This is a genomic window from Paenibacillus albidus, from assembly GCF_014644435.1.
Taxonomy (GTDB): Bacteria; Bacillota; Bacilli; order Paenibacillales; family Paenibacillaceae; genus Paenibacillus_AQ; species Paenibacillus_AQ albidus.
Genome location: NZ_BMKR01000034.1, coordinates 54,343 through 73,545 on the forward strand (window position 1 = coordinate 54,343; position 19,203 = coordinate 73,545).

A 19,203-nucleotide genomic window follows, 5' to 3' on the forward strand; every position below is an offset into this window, starting at 1 on the left:
TTAAAGGAGTGGCGCCCAATGGCTTTTTATTATGAGCAACCATCCAGAACATTCAGCGAATTCCTGCTCGTTCCCAGTCTGACGACCAAGGAATGCATTCCGGCAAATGTTAATTTGAGCACGCCTGTAACCAAGTTCCGGACCGGTGAGCAGCCGGCATTGACCATGAATCTGCCGGTGGCTTCTGCCGTGATGCAGGCCGTATCGGACCACAACATGGCCATTGCCTTGGCCAAAAGCGGCGGAATCTCCTTTATCTATGGCTCCCAGTCTGTGCAGCAGCAGGTCGAAATGGTGCGGAGAGTCAAGAAGTTCAAAGCGGGTTTTGTGATCAGCGACTCCAATCTGCGGCCAGAAGATACGCTTAAAGAGGTCCTGGCACTCAAAGCGCGGAGCGGACACTCGACCATCGCCATCACGGATAACGGACTCCCCACCGGCAAATTGATGGGTATCGTCACAAGCCGTGACTACCGCGAGAACCGGACATCGCCGGATACGCTGATTACGGAATTCATGACTCCCCTCTCTTCGCTGATTTATGCCCGGGAAGGGATATCCTTGTCGGAAGCCAACGATATGATCTGGGATCATAAGCTGAATTGTCTGCCGGTGGTGAACACCAGCGGCCACCTGATGTATCTGGTCTTCCGCAAAGATTATGACAGCCATCAGGAGTATCCGCTGGAGCTGCATGACGGCAACAAACAGCTGATTGTCGGCGCAGGCATCAACTCCAGAGACTACAAAGAGCGGGTCCCGGCTCTGGTTGAAGCAGGGGCGGATGTGCTTTGTATCGACTCATCCGACGGATACTCGGAATGGCAGGCGGAGACGATCCGGTATATTAAGGATACTTTTGGCGAGAAGGTTAAGGTGGGTGCGGGCAATGTCGTAGACAAGGATGGTTTTATGTATCTGGTAGAAGCCGGAGCGGATTTCATTAAGGTGGGGATTGGCGGAGGTTCCATCTGTATTACCCGTGAGCAAAAAGGGATCGGCAGAGGGCAGGCTTCCTCCATCATTGAAGTAGCGGCGGCGCGCCAGGAGTATTTGGAGCAGACGGGAATTTATGTGCCCATCTGTTCGGACGGCGGAATCGTGCATGATTACCATATCGTGCTGGCCTTGGCCATGGGTGCGGACTTCGTGATGCTGGGACGATATTTTGCCAGGTTCGACGAAAGTCCGGGCCGCAAGCTGCTTGTCGGCGGAAACTTCGTCAAGGAATACTGGGGCGAAGGCTCCAGCCGGGCCCGCAACTGGCAAAGGTATGACTTCGGCAATGCCGACAAAGAGAGCAAGCTTGAATTTGAGGAAGGCGTGGATTCCTTTATCCCCTACGCCGGACGTCTGAAAGACAACCTGGACCTTACCATCAGCAAAATCAAATCCACCATGTGCAATTGCGGGGCCTTATCCATCCCGCAGCTGCAGCAGCACGCCAAAATCACACTCGTCTCCTCCACCAGCATCGTCGAAGGCGGCGCACATGACGTGATCCTGAAGGAGAAGGACCGCTCGTCCTGATGGCGGGGCAGGCGCTGAGTCTCGCACGCGATTGCGGTGGCGGGCGGGGGGTCTAAGGCATTTTTGCCTTTCAGTCGGCCCATTCCGCGCACACAGGCCGATTCTAAGGCATTTTTGCCTTCCAGTCGGCCCATTCCGCGCACACGGGACGATTCTAAGGCATTTTTGCCTTCCAGTCGGCCCATTCCGCGCATACGGGCCGATTCTAAGGCATTTTTGCCTTTCAGTCCTACTGGTTCCAGCTCAACCGCGCGGATTCGCGCGGCTCCCAGCACCAGGTGCCGTATGTGCGGTGAATCGCCGTCGCCCCTGCCCCCTTACCTTAACAGCATGTTACTTATACTTAAGTTCCACGCTAACTTGAATAAGTGGACTGTTCTGCAAGGTATCACTGTCAGAGGGTCTGGTTCCTTCTTCTTCGTGAACCAGCCACTGTCTGCCAATCAGGGCACGCAGGGCCGTGATTTCTTCCGGACGAAGCCACAGCTGCCGCAGAGTAAGGTCGTCCTGCACATAATCCTGGTCTAAGACACGGCCAAAGCGAAAGGTCAGCAGCCGCTTGAGTCCGCCGATATGCAAGAATTTGTACTCATATCCGCTGCGGATCGCCTCTTCCCATGGCTCACCCATCTCAGTTGCTGTAGCCAGCCGCTCGCCGAAAGGCATCTCCGGTTCCTTCACCTTGCCCGTCAGGCCTTCAAAATCCCCCCGCTGCAAACGATCGATAATAACTTCCTTTGACTCTCCGCTGGTCAACATATTCTCGACCAGCATCCCTACAGGGATGGATAACCGCACAATGCTCATTCCAAATCCTCTCCATTCTGCAAGTTTTGTTGAAACCAGGCATTCACCTGTTCAAAGCTGTCCACACGAAAAGACGGTTTACCACTCTTCAGCAAGGAGTGGCCCGAGCCGGGATAACGAATCAGCCGGGTGGTCTTTCCGAGCCGTTTCAGCGCAGTATAGAACTCCTCCGCCTGAGTGATCGGGCAGCGGTAGTCATTTTCGCCGTGCAAAATCAACAGCGGCGTTTCGACCCGGCGGGCATGGGCGAGCGGCGATTTGGACCATAACAGCCCCGGATTCTCAGCCGGATTCCCTCCAACAATCCCCTCTGTGTAGGAAATACCGATATCACTCAGGCCATAAAAGGACAGCCAATTGGAAATACAGCGATGCGTCACGGCGGCGCGGAATCTGGAGGAATGCGAAATGATCCAGTTGGTCATTAATCCTCCATAGCTGCCGCCTGCAATCCCGAGCCGGGAGGCATCGATACAGCTGTACTTTTTTAAGGCCCCGTCCACGCCATCCAGCAGATCCTGGCAGTCTCCGCCACCGAAGTCCCCCCGGCAAGCTTTGGCAAAATCCTGCCCGTACCCGAAGCTGCCCCGCGGATTGAGCAGAAGCACAGCATATCCCTGCGCGGCCAGCGTCTGCATCTCATGACTGTAGGTGGCAGTCGCCATGGCATGCGGGCCCCCGTGAATCTGCAGAATCATCGGCACCTTCTCGCCCGGCTGAAGTCCGGCCGGCCGGATGAGCCATGCCTGAAGGGCTTGCCCGTCCGTAGAAGTATAGGTGAATTCTTCCGGCAGGTTCACCTGAAGGGACGCCATAACCTCATCATTGCGAGTGGTCAGCCGTTTTTCTTCACCCGTCTGCAGATCCAGCCGGTACAGCTCGCCGGGCCGCTCCGCCTCAAGTGCAACAAACACCAGATAACGTCCATCCGGAGAGAGGGCGTATTGATAAATATCCCGGTTTCTTCCTTTGGTTATTGCCGTGTAAGCTCCATCCGCCGAGAAGCGGTACACATGGACACTGCCCTGCTCCGTGCCAAGCACATAGATGGATTCATCCTCGTCCACCTCAGACTTAGCAGCCACCTGAGGGGCGCGGGAAGGTTGCGCCGATTTCATATCGCTGAGTGCGAAATTGCCAAGCTGTATATCCAGCCCAGGGACCAGCAGCTTGGGAGCTCCGCCTGCGGCTGCCACCGTATACAAGCGGTTATGGCTGCCGCTGCCAAAGGCCCGGTCACTGGCAATCAGGTACAGGGTTTCTCCGTCCGGCGAATAGGAGAACTGGCTGACCGCAAGACTGGAATCCGTGATCTTGCGCAGTTGGCCCCCCTCCCTGCTGACCGTGAATACATCCGCATATTGGACCAGGTCCGCATCCGTCTGCTCATCCTCCACTTGTGTGGACAGGAAAGAGATTTCCCCGCTGCCGGGCGACCATTCCGGGCCGGAGGCGTCCCAGGCCCCGGAAGTGATTGGAGTCACCCGGTTAGCAGCCAGCTCCAGCACGAACAAATGGCTGAACAGCCCGTCCCACCAGCCTGAACCCTCGGCTTTTGGCGTGGTACGGTCATACCTGCGGCCCAGCCGCCCCGAGTGCTTGGCGTATTCGTCAAGCGTCATGGCTTCCCGTGCCGCATCCATGCTGATTCTGCTGGTGAAGGCAATATACTTCCCGTCCGGCGACCAGGCGAAAGCACCCACGCCTCGCTTCACGGAGGTTCGCAGTACTTCCTCTCCGCCTCCGGCCGGGATCGTCCACAGCTGCCTGCTTCCATCCGTCATCCGCAGAAAAGCAAGCAAAGCACCGTCCGGCGACCATGCCGGCGCGGCATCCTTATCCCCGCTGGTCAAGCGTCTGTCCCCTACTCCACCTGGCGATAAGGCATGGATGTGGGTAAGATACTCGTTCTTGTCCCTGTCTATCGTCTGGTTAAGGTAAGCCACTGTGCCATCCGGATGGATTGCGGGACTGCTGACCCACTGAAATCCGTATAAATCCTCAGGCATGATCGGTCGTTGGTTCATTGGGGTCTCTCCCTTTCTTTAGCTGAATAACGGAAAATGGCAAGCTGCCAGATGGCCCGGCGCCTGTAGTGCAAGCTCCGGGGTCTTCTGGCGGCAGATGTCCTGGGCATACGGACAACGCGTATGAAAGGCGCAGCCGGACGGCGGGTTGGCCGGGCTCGGAATCTCTCCGGAGAGCGGGATCCGCTCCTTTCGCAGCTTTGGATCAGGGACGGGAACCGCCTCCAGCAGCGCTTCCGTGTAAGGGTGCAGCGGTCTTGCGAACAGTTCCTCGCGCGAGGTTAGCTCGACAATTTTGCCCAGATACATGACGGCGATCCGGTCACTGATATGCTTCACGGACGGAAGCCCATGCGCAATAAAGATATAAGTAAGCTGGAACTGCTGCTGCAGGTCCTTAAGCAGATTCAGGATTTGGGCCTGAATGGATACATCCAATGCAGAGACCGGTTCATCGCAGACGATCAGCTTCGGCTTCATCGCCAGCGCCCGGGCAATGCCGATCCGCTGCCGCTGTCCGCCGCTGAATTCATGCGGATGCCGGTCCGCCAGATGCGGACCCAGTCCCACTGTCTCCAGCAGGCGGAAGACTTCCTTCCGCAGCTCCTCTCCCTTCGCCAGCCCATGCACCTGCAGCGGTTCAGCGACAATATCAAAGACCTTCATACGCGGGTTCAAGGAGGAATACGGGTCCTGGAACACAAACTGCAAATCTCTTCTAACCTTGCGGGTCTCCTCCTCGGATAACGCCGTCAAATCGCGGCCCTCGAACAGGATCTCCCCTTCCGTCGGCTCCAGCAGACGGGTGATCATCTGGCCTGTCGTAGATTTGCCGCAGCCGGACTCCCCGACAATCCCCAGCGTCTCGCCCGGCAGGACCTGAAAGCTCACACCATCCACCGCCTTGATATCCCCGGCCTTGCCGGAGAACCAGCCTTTTTTCTGCGGATAGTATTTCTTGAGTCCTCTCACTTCAAGCAGCGGCTCTGGTCCGGCTGTCTTCACCTCTCCGTTCAAGTCTCCGTTCATGGCGATACCTCCTCCATCCGCAAGCATCTGACTTCATGCCCGGCTTCCTTCTCACGCAGGTCCGGGTGCACCTTCGTACACTGCTCCTGCGCATAAGGACACCGGGGATGAAACGGGCAGCCGCCCGGCATTCTGAGCAGATTGGGCACCGTTCCCGGAATCGAATCCAGCTTGTCGCGCTGCTCGCTGAGCTTCGGCAGCGATCCGAGCAGACCGATGGTGTAGGGATGCCCCGGCTTCGCGAACAGATCGAAGACATTGGCCGTTTCCACCACTTCACCGGCGTACATCACGACCACCCGGTCGGCCATCTCGGCCACGACACCCAGATCATGGGTAATGAGAATAATCCCCGTATTCTCCTCCTTGCTCAGCTTGCCGATCAGGTTCAGGATTTGCGCCTGGATCGTTACATCCAGCGCCGTTGTCGGCTCATCGGCGATCAGCAGCTTCGGCTGGCAAGCCAGTGCCATCGCGATCATCACCCGCTGGCGCATCCCGCCAGACAGCTGATGGGGGAAGTACCCGGCTACCTTGGCCGCTCCCGGGATGCCGACACGTTCCAGCATCTCGATGCTCCGCGCTTTGGCCTCCTGCTTGCTCATCTTGCGGTGCTGCTGAATCACCTCACGGATCTGGTTGCCCACCGTAAAGACCGGATTCAGGGAGCTCATCGGCTCCTGAAAAATCATCGAAATCTCATTGCCCCGATATTTCCGCATCTCCCGTTTGGAGAGCTGGAGCAAATCCTTGCCCTCAAAGCGGATTTCACCTGATGTCACTTTTCCCGGCGACCCCACCAGTCCCATGATCGACAAGGAGGTTACACTTTTACCGGAGCCGGACTCTCCGACAATGGCCAGCGTTTCTCCCGGCTCGACCGTGAAGCTGACGCCGCCCACCGAAGGAACGACCCCGTCCTCTGTTTGGAAAGAGGTATGCAGATTGTTGACCTCAAGCAGTTTCGCTGCCATCTTGTTTCCCTCCCGTCCTCATTTATGCTTTCTCTTTCATATGGGGGTCCAGCACATCCCGCAGCCAGTCACCCAGGAAGATCACACCCAGCACTGTGACCGTAATCGCCAGCCCCGGGAAAGTGGCCACCCACCAACTGGTGGCAATATACTGTCTGCCGTCGCTGAGCATTCCGCCCCAGGACACCGCCGGCGGCTTGATGCCAAGCCCCAGAAAACTGAGCGAAGCCTCCATGATAATCGTCGTAGCCACATTCATACCGGAGATTACGATAAACGAAGACATGATATTGGGCAAAATATGCTTGACCAATATCCGCCCGTTCTTCGCTCCCACCGATCTGGCCGCCTTGACGAAATCCCGTTCTTTGATACTAAGCACTTCACCGCGTACTACCCTGGTATAGGACACCCAGTTCGTAACCCCGATGACAAAGATCAGCGTAGTCAGCCCCGGACCTACCACAGCCAGAACTACGAGCATGAACAGAATGGTAGGAATCGCCATAAAAGAATCGGCCACCCGCATAATCACTGCATCCACCCATTTGCCGTAGAATCCCGACAGCAGCCCGAGGAGCGCCCCGATCAGACCGGAGACGAGAACCGCTCCAAGGCCGACGATCAGCGAGACCCGGGAACCATACACGATCCGGCTCCACATGTCCCGGCCCAGATTATCCGTACCCAGCCAGTGGGCGGAAGATCCGCCTTCCAGCCACACCGGCGGCTTCAGCCGGTTCAGCGGATCAATGGCCGCCGGGTCCTGCCCGGCGATCCAGGGAGCCAGCAGTGCCGTCAGGGTGACAAGCAGCACCAGCACCGCGCCGAAGGTTCCCGTCTTGCTGCGCAGCAGCCTTTTCCAGCCTATTCCGAACCCTGAAGGCTTGCGCTGCAAACTCTCTCCGTCCGAAGGCGGCTCAAAAGTGTGCATGTTCTTGGCACCAGCCATAGATCGTCCCCTCCTCCCTAGTTGTATTTAATCCGCGGATCGAGCAGCCGGTACGCTACATCGGTCAGGATATTGGTAATCACAACGATAAAAGCAATCACAAATACGGCAGCCTGCACGATCGCCATATCATGAGTATTTACGGCCACAACCAGCAGTTGCCCGAGACCGGGCCAGGCGAATACCGTCTCCGTAATCAGAGTCCCGCCAATCAGGCTGGTAAACTGCAGGCTCATAATCGTCACCACCGGAATCATTCCGTTGCGAAAAGCATGTTTGCCTACAACCAGCAGCTCCCGGATTCCCTTGCTGCGTGCGGTGCGGATATAATCCTGGCTCAGGATATCCAGCATGCTGGAACGGATGAGCCGGGTCATCTGCGCCGCCAGGCCCACGCCCAGCGTAAAAGCAGGCAGCACCAGATGCGAGAAGCCGCCCCGGCCGGAGACCGGCAAGACCCCCAGAATCACCGAGAACAGCAAAATGAGCATAATCCCCATCCAGAAGTTAGGCATCGCTTTGCCGATGACTGAAACCCCCGAGATGATCAGGTCCGTAAAGGTATTGCGTTTGACAGCCGAGGCTACTCCGAGCGGAATCGCCATCAGCACGGCGAACAGCATCGCGGCGGCGGCAAGCTCAAAGCTGGCCGGCAGCCTCTCCAGCACCAACGGCAATGCGGATTCCCCGTATCGAAACGAGTTGCCGAAATCACCTTGCAGCGCACTGCCCAGGAATTTCACATACTGCGTTGTAAGCGGCTGGTCCAGACCCAGCGCCTGGGTCAACACGGCCCGGTCTTCGGCGGTTGCGGTCTCCGGCAGCATCAGCGCTACGGGGTCCCCCGTAACCCGCACCAGTACAAAAACAATCACAGAGACAATCAGCAGCGTCGGAATGACCTGCAGCAACGATTTGAGTATATATTTTACCAAGTCCATCACCTCCAGCCTCAGCCAAGCTTACTTCTGCAAAAGGACGGCCGGAACCTGATCCCTCCAGGTCCCCGCCGTTCGCTTCTTCATTATTCGTGCACCTGTGATCAGTTCACAGGTGTAATTTCTTCTGCGTAGAACATTTCATCGCTTCTTGGCTGGAATTTCACACGGGCATCCGTGCCGTAGATTCCTTCCATCTGGAACAAATATACCGCCGGGCGGTCATTCGCCAGAATCTGCTGCACCTGCTGGTATTCCTTCTCACGCGACGTTGGGTCCATGTTCACCAAGGCTTGCTGCAGGAGTTTCTCTACTTCCGGATTGTTGTAATCCGTTTCGCCCTTGGCTTCTTCCGCCAAATAACGGGTATAGTTGTTCGAAGCATCAAAGAGGGAGTTGCCAATCCCGATCATGAAGATTTCTTTAAAAGATTTGGAGCTGTACCGCTCGCTGAACGCACTCGGCTCCAGCACATCCAGATTAATCTTGAAGCCGGTCTGTTCGAGCATGGCGGCAACCACTTCAGCGTATTCCTTGTATTGCGAGGATACCGAGATCGTCAGCTCCGGGGTACCTTCGGCATAACCGGCTTCCTTCAACAATTCCTTGGCCTTGGCTTGGTCGTACAGGCTTTGCTTGTAGAGCGATGGGTCCGCCCCGAAGTTGCCTGGAGTAACCGAGGTACGGGTGACAATCCCCGCTCCGCCGGCAATGCTGTCCACGATACCCTGCTTGTCGATCGCCAGATCAATGGCTTCCCGCACCTTCGGATCAGCAGTTGGACTGCCTTCGGTCTGGCGCAGAATTAATTGCAGCACACGCTGGATCGGCGCTTTGACGATTTGTTTGTTCTCGGCTTCTTCCACACGGGCTACGTCGGTAGAAGGAATCCCGGAAGCTATGTCGATGCCGCCGGCCAATAGTTCAGAGACGCGGGTGGAAGCTTCGGGAATGGCCCGGAAGACTACTTCATCCCATTTGGGTTCTCCGTCAAAATAACTCTCATTCTTCACCAGCTCGACCCGGTCATCCTTGGTCCACTTGCTGAACTTATAAGGTCCGGTGCCGACCGGCTGCTTCAGGAAAGCCTCAATGCCGCTATCCGTAATATATTTGGAAGGCAGGATGCCCGCCCCCATCTTCGACAGACGGTTCAAGAGCAGCGGGTCCGGTCCATCGGTAATAATGTCTGCGGTAAGATCATCTACAACCTTAACTTCCGTGATGTTTTTAAAATAGGAGTTCTGTTTCAGTGCACTGTCTTTCGCTATCCGCTCAATCGTGAATTTCACATCGGCTGCCGTAAACGGGTCTCCGTTATGAAAAGTCACGCCTTCGCGCAGGTGAAAGCGCCACGTAGTATCATTCACTTGTTCCCAGGATGTCGCAAGGCCCGGTACCTTTTTTTGCTGGCTGTCATTTTTGAGCAGGTAGTCAAATACATTGACCAGCACCGATTCACTGACCGTGTTGTTATTGTTGTGCGGGTCAAAGCTCTCGATATCCGTAGCATTGGCAATAGTCAGCACTTTGCTGCCTCCAGCGGCCGAATTGCTGCTTGCAGGCGCCGGGCTCTCTGCCGTATTATTGCCGCCTGCCGAATTGCCGGCTCCGCAGCCCGACAGCACCAATGCTGTTACAAGTAAGGTTAACCAGGCTGAAGTCCATTTGCGTTTTGTCATCTCTTCCACTCCTTATATAAGTTTAGTTTCTGTTCAAGAAATTCAGGGCCATGGCCGACAACATCGCTACCCCATACGGCAAAGCTGTCTCATCCAGATCGAACTTGGGATGGTGCAGGGGATATCGCGTCCGCTCCTCACCATTGCCGGAACCCAGCCGGAAGAACACACCGGGAACCTTTTCACAATAAAAAGCAAAATCCTCGCCGCCTGTAGACGGCTTAATGTAGTTCCATACCTTCTCGCCCAGCAGCTCTTCACTGGTCTCTGTCATCAGGTCCACCATGCCGGGATCATTCAGCACAATCGGATACCCTTCACCGTAGCTCAGTTCATATCCGGCTCCGAAGGAGCTGCATACACCGGCCACTACCTGCTCGATCATTGCCGGCATCTGGGCCCGCACGCCTGCGGACAAGGTCCGGACCGTGCCAGTCAGTTCGACTTCCGGGGCCAGGGCCGCGCCCATGTAGCCGCCGGAGATTTTGCCGATGGTAATGACGACCGGCTCCAGCGGATCGACCATCCGGCTCGGAATATTCTGCAGCGCCGAGATGACCTGCGCAGCCACCGCAATGGCATCCACGCCTTCATGGGGACGGGCGGCATGTCCGCCTTTGCCGAGGATCTTGATCGTAAGGCTGTCCGCCGAAGCAAAAGCCACTCCCTTGGATACCCCCAGCGTTCCTGTATCCAGACCCGGGAACATGTGCAGGCCGGCCATAACGTCCACCTTGGGGTTGTCCAGAACGCCGTCCTTAATCATCTCTCTCGCTCCGGCCAGTCCTTCTTCCGCCGGCTGGAAGACAAATTTGATGTTCCCCTTCTTCGGCCGTCCCAGGCCGGCCAGCAGCTGCGCGGCTCCCATCAATATCGCTGTATGGGCGTCATGGCCGCATAAATGCGCCGTGTCCGGAACCTCTGAAGCGTAGGAGACCGTCTTCTGATCCTGGATCGGAAGGGCGTCCATATCTGCCCGCAGTCCGATCGTGGGCCCCGGGGTCTCCCCTCTCAGGACTCCAACCACCCCGGTGCGCCCGACGTTGGTGGTTACCTCCAGGCCGAGGCTGGCAAGATGCGCCGCTACAATCCCCGAGGTCCGGATTTCTTCATAGCCGATTTCCGGATGACGGTGGAAATCCCTGCGCCATGCGCTTAACTGTTCCTGAAGCGGCTGTGCTGCGGCCAAAAGTTCGCTGATCTTCATGACTGACTGTCTCCTTTCTAGCCTTTGGCTACTAATCTGGCATAAATGGCCTCTCCCGAATTGCCGATATGACGCCTCATGATCTCCCGCGACTGTTCACGGTCACGGGCCTTTAACGCGGTAAGAATCTCGCTATGTATTCCATAGTTCACCGCGCGGATCTCTTCATCGTAAGGCATCAGATCAAGCGCGGGATTGATCTTCGTCCGGATCTGCCGGACAGCCGCTTCGCAGTATGGATTCCCCGACGCCTTCGCAATCGTCAGATGGAATTTGACGTCCAGAGCCCGGAACCATTCCCGTGTACACTCCGGCTCCATGCTTTTGTCCAGATAGCTCTGAAGAAGCTCAAGCTCGCCTGCGGTGATCCGCTCAGCAGCTAGATAAGCGCCTTCCGGCTCGATAATCGTCCGGTATTCGAACACTTTCAGCATCTGCTCCCAATCCCGTTTGATCTCCGCCCGTGTGCGCTTGTGGGAATTGGCCGTAACCGGCAGTATGAATGTGCCTCCCTTGGCTCCCACCCGCTTCTCGATAAGTCCTTTGCTCTCCAGCTGCGAGAGGGCCTCGCGTACTGTAATCCGGCTGGCGTTGAAGATTTCCGCCAGTTCCCGTTCCGAGGGAAGCTGTTCTTCGCTGAGCAGCTCCTTCAGAATAATGGCTTCTTCCAGCTGCTCCCGGATGAACTCGCTAACCTTCTTCGCTGACACCTTCTCTAAATTCAGAGGGAAGCGGATGAACATTTCCAACACTCCGATCTATATATGGTCTAGACCTTATACCATTAAATATAATTCCCAGTAAACTTATATGCAATAGTTTTTTTGTATCTGTAGCTTATTTCGCATACTATAATCGGTAGAAGAGAGATTATAGTGGCTGCTCAAGGAGGATTTACAAATGACAGAATTACAAAAAGTATTGGTACCCCGGGAAGAGCTGCAGCGTAGAGTGCAGGAGCTGGGAGCAGAAATCTCGCGGGATTATGAGGGGCAGGAGCTGATTCTGATTGGCATCCTGAAAGGCGCCGCCGTGTTCATGGCCGACCTGATGCGGGAGATTACATTCCCTGTCGGCATTGACTTCATGGCCGTCTCCAGCTACGGCAATGCCGCAACCACCTCGGGAGCCGTCATTATCCGAAAAGACATCGATACCGATATCCGCGGCAAACACATCCTGCTCGTCGAGGACCTGATCGATACCGGCCTGACGCTGAAACACCTGAAAGAGCATTTCCTGAACAGCGGCGCACTGAGCGTACGGATCTGTACGATCCTCAATAAGCCCTCCCGCCGGCTTGCCGATGTTGAAGTGGAGTATTCGGGCATAGAAATACCCGACGAATTTGTCGTCGGGTACGGACTGGACTATGCGGAACAATACCGCAATCTGCCGGAGGTATGGGTGGTGGCTACGGAGTAGCCTTTTTGAAAGCATTAAATGAAATGGTTTAACTGGAGAACCGCTGCGCATGCTGCATCTGCATCTGCGTTATAAGGCCATCGGGATGGCAGCTAGTACAGCATCAGATTAAAAATAAGGGATTCCTGAAGGCTGTCTGATATGGATTAGCGTTCACACCAGCCTTCGACCTGTTTTAATGTATATAGTACCTCAGAATGGTTTAAACGAGGCTCAAACCTCCATCATGATGTATTTTGTACATTCAAAGGATAACCATAAGGCACTTTTCGGCGAATGCTGCGATTCCTGCTGCACCAAAACCACTGAAACCCTAAAACGAGCCTCCTTTTTCCCATCCTGATGTATAAAGTGCACTCTAGCGATCTTCGCCCTAGGCTCACAGCGTGCCTCCCGGGAGGCACGCTTTCGAATGCGCCATCTATCCCCACCTTTTAAAGGCTGATGCTGAACTAGAGGGAATTCTACCCGCTAATTTAGATATACGGACGTTGGCTGGATAACTATAGGGAAATTCGCCCGCTAATGACGCGGGTGAATCCCCATATAGGTGTTTAGAGCGATATTAGCGGGTGGAATTCCCGCTAAACTAGCTGAAATGGAGCATTCGACTGATTTAGCGGGCGGATTTCCCTATAACCCGCCTCCTGCCCCCTAATCATCCTTTCCCCATTCATAGCCGCACACTAAATACCACTATGTAACTCTGTACCTTCTTCCAGCTTACTCGGCAATGCCAAAGTGCTGCAGCAGCGTGTTCTTCTTCAACGGAGCCAAATTCAGCGGCGCCCGCAGTTGCTCCAGCTTCGCCAGCAGGTCGTCTTTGTCCGCGTAGACATAGGGGCTTTTCCACTCGGAAGCCACTGTGATAAGTTCCGTTGATGCCGGTTTGATGGACTTATAGTTCATCACCCATTTCAGCAGCTGCGGCTTATCAATATCGGTCCGGATATTATCGCCCAGGATATCGATGATGTCGGCCCACTGTGTAATCCCGTTCAGCGAGTCCAGCTTGCCCAGCATCAGATCCAGCACTTCCTGCTGGCGCTCATTGCGCGAGAAGTCGGAGGATTCTGCCGTCCCCCGGTTGGACTTCCGGTAGCGTACATAATCCAGCACTTCTTTGCCGTCCAGCAGTTGCAGACCTTTGGAGAGATCGATGTTCGTCCCGTCCGCATTATCCACATAGCGCATATCCATCGGCACATCAATCATAAGCCCGCCGAGCTCATCAATAATACTGCGGAAGGCATCGAAGTTGATCAGCACCATATAATCAATGTCCATTTGCAGGATTTTGCCGAAGAACTGCTTCGTGCGGCTCAGGTCTTCCTCCCGGTTGTGGTTAAAATAATACGCATAATAATAGTTGGCCTTATGAGTACCGATATCGTCGCTCGTAATCTTCATGTCACGGGGAATGGATAACAGCGATGCCTTGCGGCTTACCGGATTATAGACGGCCACCATCATCACATCGGTATTCAACGTCCCCCCGCTGCCCGCCCGGTAATCAATGCCCGAGAGCAAAAAAGTAATCGGTTTATCCTCACCCAATACCGAGGTTGCCGGAATATCTGCCGGCTCCGGCGCGATCTCTGGCGGACCCTGGGTTGCCACCGGTGTTGGCTGGGCCGAAGCCGTTATTTTCTCCAGTGCCTGATTGGTCTTGTAGTACAGCACACTCGCATAAATCCCCACCGTCACCAGACAAGCACCCAGCGCAATCCCCAGCGTCCAGACGATTTTCTGTACACGGTTTTTTCGTTTCTTTTCTTGCATTGCCTTCCTCCTGTATCCTGTACGTATGGTATAATAACCCAGCTATTATACCATAGACTTCCAGAGGGGCTCAAAATCCCACAGGAGGATCAGGCCATATCCTTGTTTTTGAGCCGATGAATGGACCAGGCAGCCAGCAGCGCAATAAACGCACCATTCATGAACAGGAACCCCAGATTCTCCATACTTGTCAGGCTCCGCTGGCTGAGAACGCTCATGCCGATGGTCAAGAGAGAATAGGGGAACAACATGCCCAGCTTCAATACATACAAGCCCAGTCCGAGAAAAACCGCACACAAACTAATGCCAATAGGGGTAGCAAAGCTGCGGATGCGTATCGAGAGTCCGAGCTGCAGCGCCGCAATGGAGAGGGAAGCGATCCAGCCGCGAATGCACCAGATTACCGTCTCCATCGGGAATGGTTCAGGAAGGGAGAATAACTGGCCGGCTCCCCAGTACATCACCATAAACAACATTTGTGCCGCCAGAATCATTAGCCCCACCGTGGCCAGCTTGGCCATGAACAGACTATTTACCGATACGGGTGAAGCCAGCATCATATTCCAGTTCCTGTTGGCATGCTCCAGCCTGCACACAAAAGCGCAGCAGATCGCAATCAGGATAGGCAAGAAAAATTCTCCGTAAAATAAGCTGACCTGTGTCCACAAGCTGTACCATCCCCCTTGCAAGGCCGTCCGGTTCGCATAAAAGTTAAAACATCCGATGATCAGACTGATGACCGGCAGGCTTGCCAGCACCAGACTGATCCGCGTATGACGCAGCTTCAGCCATTCGGCAGAAACGCTCCTGAGCATAAAATTCCCTCCTTAAATCTCTTGCCTTGAGACATATGTTTGCCCGCTGATATAAAAAATCAGGGTGAGCGCCAAGGCTACACTGAGCAACCCCAGGGGCATCGTCCCGGTAATATACGTCCCGGCAGAGGCTGCATAAACATATGTGACCGGACTGAGGTCCATATAATAGGACCAAATGAACCCATGGCGGACCGCCGGCGGGAACAGACTCGCTGTTGTCCCCAGGAATCCGCCCAGCATGCCCAGACCCAAGGCAAAAGCCTGATTCTTCACAGCGAGCGACAACCATTGCTGCAAGGCTGCAATCATCAAATTGGCTAATAATGTGCCTGCCATGAATTGAAGCAGCAGCACCACCGGCACCGTACCCGCAACATTTCTGGATAATCCAAAGCCCACAATGAACACGACCTGGCCAAAAATGCCGTACAGGATCAGACTGCTTGCACAGATATATTTGGCTGCATAGATCCGGTTCCGGCTGATCGGGGTGGTCATGAGCATTTTCCAGGTATCCCCTTTATGCTCCATATCACAAATTCTGGAGACGACAATCGCCGATAGAATCGGCAGAAACAGCCCGTTCATGGAAGAGATGCTGAAGATCAGCGCTTCCCAGGTGGCATTCTCCGCGCTCCGCGAGATGGATATGCTCATGGACATGGATGCCCACCCCAGCTCAGCGGCCAGGAACAGGGTGAGCATGACCCATACTTTTCTGCGGCGGAGTTTGTAATATTCGAGGACTAAAGCTTTGATCACAGGCTCCGCTCCTTCCCGGTGAGGTCCAGAAAGATATCCTCCAGACTTTTTCTCAGCTCCTCAATACGGCTTACAGCGATGTGGTTGTTCACCAGGATTTCATTAATCCGGGACACCTCCCGGTCCGGCAAATCATCGAACACAAGCAGCGGCTCTTCTACTCTGGGGTGATACCCCTCTGCAGTCAGCACTTTACCAGCCATGACGGGATCGTGTGTACGGATACGGATCATTGCTTTGTTTCTTGCCTGAAGATGGTCCATCGTACCCTGGAACAGCAGCTTGCCCTCGCTGATAATGCCTACGGAGGTCGCGATCTGTTCAATCTCCGACAGCAAGTGGCTGGACAGCAGAATGGTCATGCCGTACTGGGCAGGCAGCGACTTAATCAGCTCCCGGATTTCTCCAATCCCCGCCGGATCCAGGCCATTCGTAGGTTCATCCAGAATCAGCAGACTGGGAAAAGCGAGCAAAGCCATAGCCAGACCAAGACGCTGCTTCATTCCCAAGGAATACTGTTGCACCGGCTTGTGTTTTTGGTTGTCCAGGCGGACGATCTGCAGCACTTTGTCGATATTTTTGCCCGGGAGGCTTCTAAGGCGCTGCATCACTCTCAGATTCTCAAGGCCGGTAAGATGCCCGTAATAGGAAGGGGATTCAATCAGCGAGCCGGTCTGGCCAAGGATCGGCATCTGGTGCTTCTTAAGCTCTTTTCCAAACACCTTGACCGATCCTTCCGTTGGTTTAATTAGCCCCAGCAGCATCTTGAGCGTTGTGGTCTTGCCCGCCCCGTTGGGACCCAGAAAGCCAAAAATCTGCCCTTTTTGCACCGTCAGATTCATTTGATCCACTCTCAAAGTGCCGCCATAGGATTTGGACAGATTATGGGTCTCTACGATAGGAAAAACGTTCATTGATCATCTCAGCTCCATTTCATAAGTTATCCTCATACTTTTACTATAGAGAGGGACCCTTGCTCTGGGCTGAAGATAACCTTACGCCTACCTTAAATCAGCTTAGACACCTAAAAGTGCCACACTTATTTGTGTATACTAAAATGGGTGATATGTAATGAACACTATGAAGAACAAAAAAGTATTGCTTGTCGATGACGAACCGAAAATCCGCGAAATGATTGAATTATTTTTACGAAAAGAGGGGTTTTTCCGTATCTTCACAGCGGGGGATTATGCCACAGCACTGGCCGTCTGCCGTCTGGAGAAACCGGATGTAGCGATCCTCGATGTCATGCTGCCGGATGGGGACGGGTTCTCGCTCCTGTCTGCGATCCGCTCCTTCTCGGATATGCCTGTACTGTTCCTGTCCGCGCGCGGAGAAGATGAGGACCGGCTGCTGGGCCTGGGGCTGGGGGCGGATGATTATATGGTCAAGCCTTTTTTGCCAAGGGAATTGATGCTGCGCCTGATGGCTATTCTGAAACGGGTGTATGCTGTAAACGCGCCCGAGCGGCTTCCGGTCTTCAGACTCGGTGAACAGGTGATTGATCTGGAGAGCGCTGTAGTGCAAAGAGAGGGCCGGGAGCTTCCGCTGACCGCCAAGGAGCATGCCATTCTGGTTAAGCTGTATGAGAACCAGGGCCGGATCGTAACCAGCGATGCCGTCTGTCAGGCGGTTTGGGGAGATGATAGTTTTGGTTATGAAAATACGTTAATGGTGCATGTGCGCCGCATCCGCGAGAAAATAGAAGCAGACCCGTCCAGACCTGTGCATCTGCTGACCGTTAGAGGCCTGGGATACAAGCTGATGACGCAGGGTGAGCGCTGATGGATGGCGTGGTCCGGATCCTAAGAAGATTCGTCGGTTCGACGCTGCTGGTGTCTGTGCTGCTGCTGTTGTTTAACTTGATTCTGCTGGGCACCCTGATTTTCCAAAGTACGCATCAAAAACCATCACCCGAGTCTGTGGTAAAGCAGATTGCCGGAAATCTTACTAGCGGGGCTGGCGGAGCATATAATCTGTCGCCCCAGGCGACGGCTTTGCTCCAGCAGAATCAGGCATGGGCGATGCTCATCAATGCGGAAGGGACCGTAGCGTGGGGTGAACGGCTGCCGCAAGAGATTCCCCGTGCCTATAATGTTATCGAGACGGCCAAATTCTCGCGATTCTACCTGCAGGAGTATCCGGTGTATGTCTGGGAGCATCCGGCGGGGCTATTGGTCGTAGGGTATCCCAAACATTCGTATGAAAAATATCAGTTCGAATATTTAGCCGACTGGCTCAGGTCGCTGCCTTTACGTCTCCTGCTCTTGCTGTTGTGTAATGTTGCCCTCGGCATAGTCATCTCACTGTTAATCGGCACCCGGCTGATCCGTGGTATCCGGCCCCTGATTAACGGTATCCATGCTTTGGCTAAGGAGGAGCCGGTTCATGTTGAGAGCGGCGGGATTTTTAGTGACCTCTCCAAGAGCATCCGGTCCGCCTCCGCCAGGTTACAAGAAAAGAATGATGCGCTCAAAGCAAGGGATGAGGCACGCTCCAACTGGATTGCCGGGATCTCCCATGATATCCGTACCCCACTCTCGATGATCCTGGGTTATGCCAGTGAATTGGAAGAACACCCTGGCCTAACCACAGAACAGAAGCAGCAGGCCGCCATTATCCGGCGTCAGGGGGAGAAGCTGCGTTCGCTCGTAAGCGATCTGAATCTGGTCTCCCGCCTGGAGTACGAGATGCAGCCGCTGCATCTTAAGCCCGTCCGGCTGTCTGTGCTGGCAAGAACCGTGGCTTCGGATTTGCTTAACAATGGCCTGGAGGAACGCTATCCGATCAGACTGAACATCGGTGATGAGCGCTTGCAAGTGCTAGCCGACGAGAAGCTGCTGTACCGCGCTGTCAGCAATCTGGTACAGAACAGCGTTCGGCATAATCCGGGCGGGTGTGAGATTGTACTGGAGACCCTGCACGCTCCGGACAAGGCTTGGATTCACTTTGTTGTCGCTGACAACGGAACAGGCATCCCCAGGGAGGAGTTGCCGCAGGTCGTGATTCTCCCCTATACCGAAGGGCGGGTGCGTCCTGTGCGGCAGGGGCATGGGCTTGGCCTCCCCATGGTCGCGCGCATCGCGCAGGCCCATCAAGGCCAGCTGATCCTGGAGAGTGACACCGGTCAGGGACTGCGGGCGGTTTTGAGGCTGCCGGTGTTCGAAGCCAAGTAAGGGGGAACGTATGTGTTAAATGAAAATAAACTATTATATAGAAGGCAATTAAGAAACTGTCGCTGTCACTTCAATCGCCAAATCGGGTAAGGAA

Annotated in this window: 17 protein-coding genes; 4 read left to right on the top strand and 13 right to left on the bottom strand. The window is 54.8% G+C overall.

Features of this window, described 5'->3' with window-relative positions; translation table 11 throughout:
* Positions 1-18: 18 nt before the first annotated feature.
* Positions 19-1,530 carry an IMP dehydrogenase gene (locus IEY53_RS26895; RefSeq protein ID WP_189030496.1) on the top strand — a complete coding sequence of 504 codons (1,512 nt, stop codon included), beginning with the start codon at positions 19-21 and terminating at the stop codon, positions 1,528-1,530.
* A 333-nt stretch (positions 1,531-1,863) separates the two neighbouring features.
* Here the strand turns inward: IEY53_RS26895 and IEY53_RS26900 are convergent, their stop codons facing one another.
* The 9 genes from IEY53_RS26900 to IEY53_RS26940 form a co-directional block, all read right to left on the bottom strand.
* Positions 1,864-2,337 carry a hypothetical protein gene (locus IEY53_RS26900; protein ID WP_189030497.1) on the bottom strand — a complete coding sequence of 158 codons (474 nt, stop codon included), beginning with the start codon at positions 2,335-2,337 and terminating at the stop codon, positions 1,864-1,866.
* Entirely contained in the window at positions 2,334-4,364 is a 2,031-nt protein-coding gene (locus tag IEY53_RS26905) for a S9 family peptidase (protein ID WP_189030498.1), read from the bottom strand. Before IEY53_RS26905 ends, IEY53_RS26900 begins: the two co-directional genes overlap by 4 nt.
* Before the next feature lie 18 nt (positions 4,365-4,382).
* Positions 4,383-5,393, bottom strand: a complete 1,011-nt coding sequence (locus IEY53_RS26910; RefSeq protein ID WP_189030499.1) for an ABC transporter ATP-binding protein — start codon at positions 5,391-5,393, stop codon at positions 4,383-4,385.
* Positions 5,390-6,367 carry an ABC transporter ATP-binding protein gene (locus IEY53_RS26915; protein ID WP_189030500.1) on the bottom strand — a complete coding sequence of 326 codons (978 nt, stop codon included), beginning with the start codon at positions 6,365-6,367 and terminating at the stop codon, positions 5,390-5,392. Before IEY53_RS26915 ends, IEY53_RS26910 begins: the two co-directional genes overlap by 4 nt.
* Before the next feature lie 22 nt (positions 6,368-6,389).
* On the bottom strand, positions 6,390-7,301 hold the full coding sequence (locus IEY53_RS26920; RefSeq protein WP_189030530.1) for an ABC transporter permease: 912 nt from the start codon (positions 7,299-7,301) through the stop codon (positions 6,390-6,392).
* Positions 7,302-7,336: 35 nt separating this feature from the next.
* Complete coding sequence (locus tag IEY53_RS26925; protein ID WP_189030502.1) at positions 7,337-8,254, bottom strand: ABC transporter permease; 918 nt, start codon at positions 8,252-8,254, stop codon at positions 7,337-7,339.
* Between the two features lie 107 nt (positions 8,255-8,361).
* Entirely contained in the window at positions 8,362-9,939 is a 1,578-nt protein-coding gene (locus IEY53_RS26930; RefSeq protein ID WP_189030504.1) for an ABC transporter substrate-binding protein, read from the bottom strand.
* Positions 9,940-9,961: 22 nt separating this feature from the next.
* On the bottom strand, positions 9,962-11,146 hold the full coding sequence (locus tag IEY53_RS26935; RefSeq protein WP_189030506.1) for a M20 metallopeptidase family protein: 1,185 nt from the start codon (positions 11,144-11,146) through the stop codon (positions 9,962-9,964).
* A gap of 17 nt (positions 11,147-11,163) precedes the next feature.
* Complete coding sequence (locus IEY53_RS26940) at positions 11,164-11,889, bottom strand: FadR/GntR family transcriptional regulator (protein ID WP_189030508.1); 726 nt, start codon at positions 11,887-11,889, stop codon at positions 11,164-11,166.
* 157 nt (positions 11,890-12,046) lie between these two features.
* Between IEY53_RS26940 and hpt the strand changes: the two genes are divergently transcribed.
* On the top strand, positions 12,047-12,571 hold the full coding sequence (hpt, locus tag IEY53_RS26945; RefSeq protein ID WP_189030510.1) for a hypoxanthine phosphoribosyltransferase: 525 nt from the start codon (positions 12,047-12,049) through the stop codon (positions 12,569-12,571).
* A gap of 723 nt (positions 12,572-13,294) precedes the next feature.
* Here the strand turns inward: hpt and IEY53_RS26950 are convergent.
* The 4 genes from IEY53_RS26950 to IEY53_RS26965 all read right to left on the bottom strand — a co-directional run bounded on the left by IEY53_RS26950 (position 13,295) and on the right by IEY53_RS26965 (position 16,847).
* Positions 13,295-14,353, bottom strand: a complete 1,059-nt coding sequence (locus tag IEY53_RS26950) for an LCP family protein (RefSeq protein ID WP_189030512.1) — start codon at positions 14,351-14,353, stop codon at positions 13,295-13,297.
* Between the two features lie 89 nt (positions 14,354-14,442).
* Entirely contained in the window at positions 14,443-15,168 is a 726-nt protein-coding gene (locus tag IEY53_RS26955) for an ABC transporter permease (RefSeq protein ID WP_189030514.1), read from the bottom strand.
* Between the two features lie 12 nt (positions 15,169-15,180).
* The gene (locus IEY53_RS26960) at positions 15,181-15,933 is read right to left on the bottom strand and encodes an ABC transporter permease (RefSeq protein WP_189030516.1); all 753 of its coding nucleotides are present in this window, start codon (positions 15,931-15,933) and stop codon (positions 15,181-15,183) included.
* Entirely contained in the window at positions 15,930-16,847 is a 918-nt protein-coding gene (locus tag IEY53_RS26965) for an ABC transporter ATP-binding protein (protein ID WP_189030518.1), read from the bottom strand. The genes IEY53_RS26960 and IEY53_RS26965 overlap by 4 nt, the downstream gene beginning before the upstream one ends.
* A 157-nt stretch (positions 16,848-17,004) precedes the next feature.
* Between IEY53_RS26965 and IEY53_RS26970 the strand changes: the two genes are divergently transcribed.
* Together IEY53_RS26970 and IEY53_RS26975 are read left to right on the top strand one after the other, a co-directional pair.
* A complete protein-coding gene (locus IEY53_RS26970; protein ID WP_189030520.1) occupies positions 17,005-17,718 on the top strand; it encodes a response regulator transcription factor in 714 nt (237 codons plus the stop codon).
* The gene (locus IEY53_RS26975; RefSeq protein WP_189030522.1) at positions 17,718-19,109 is read left to right on the top strand and encodes a sensor histidine kinase; all 1,392 of its coding nucleotides are present in this window, start codon (positions 17,718-17,720) and stop codon (positions 19,107-19,109) included. Before IEY53_RS26970 ends, IEY53_RS26975 begins: the two co-directional genes overlap by 1 nt.
* Positions 19,110-19,203: the final 94 nt, after the last annotated feature.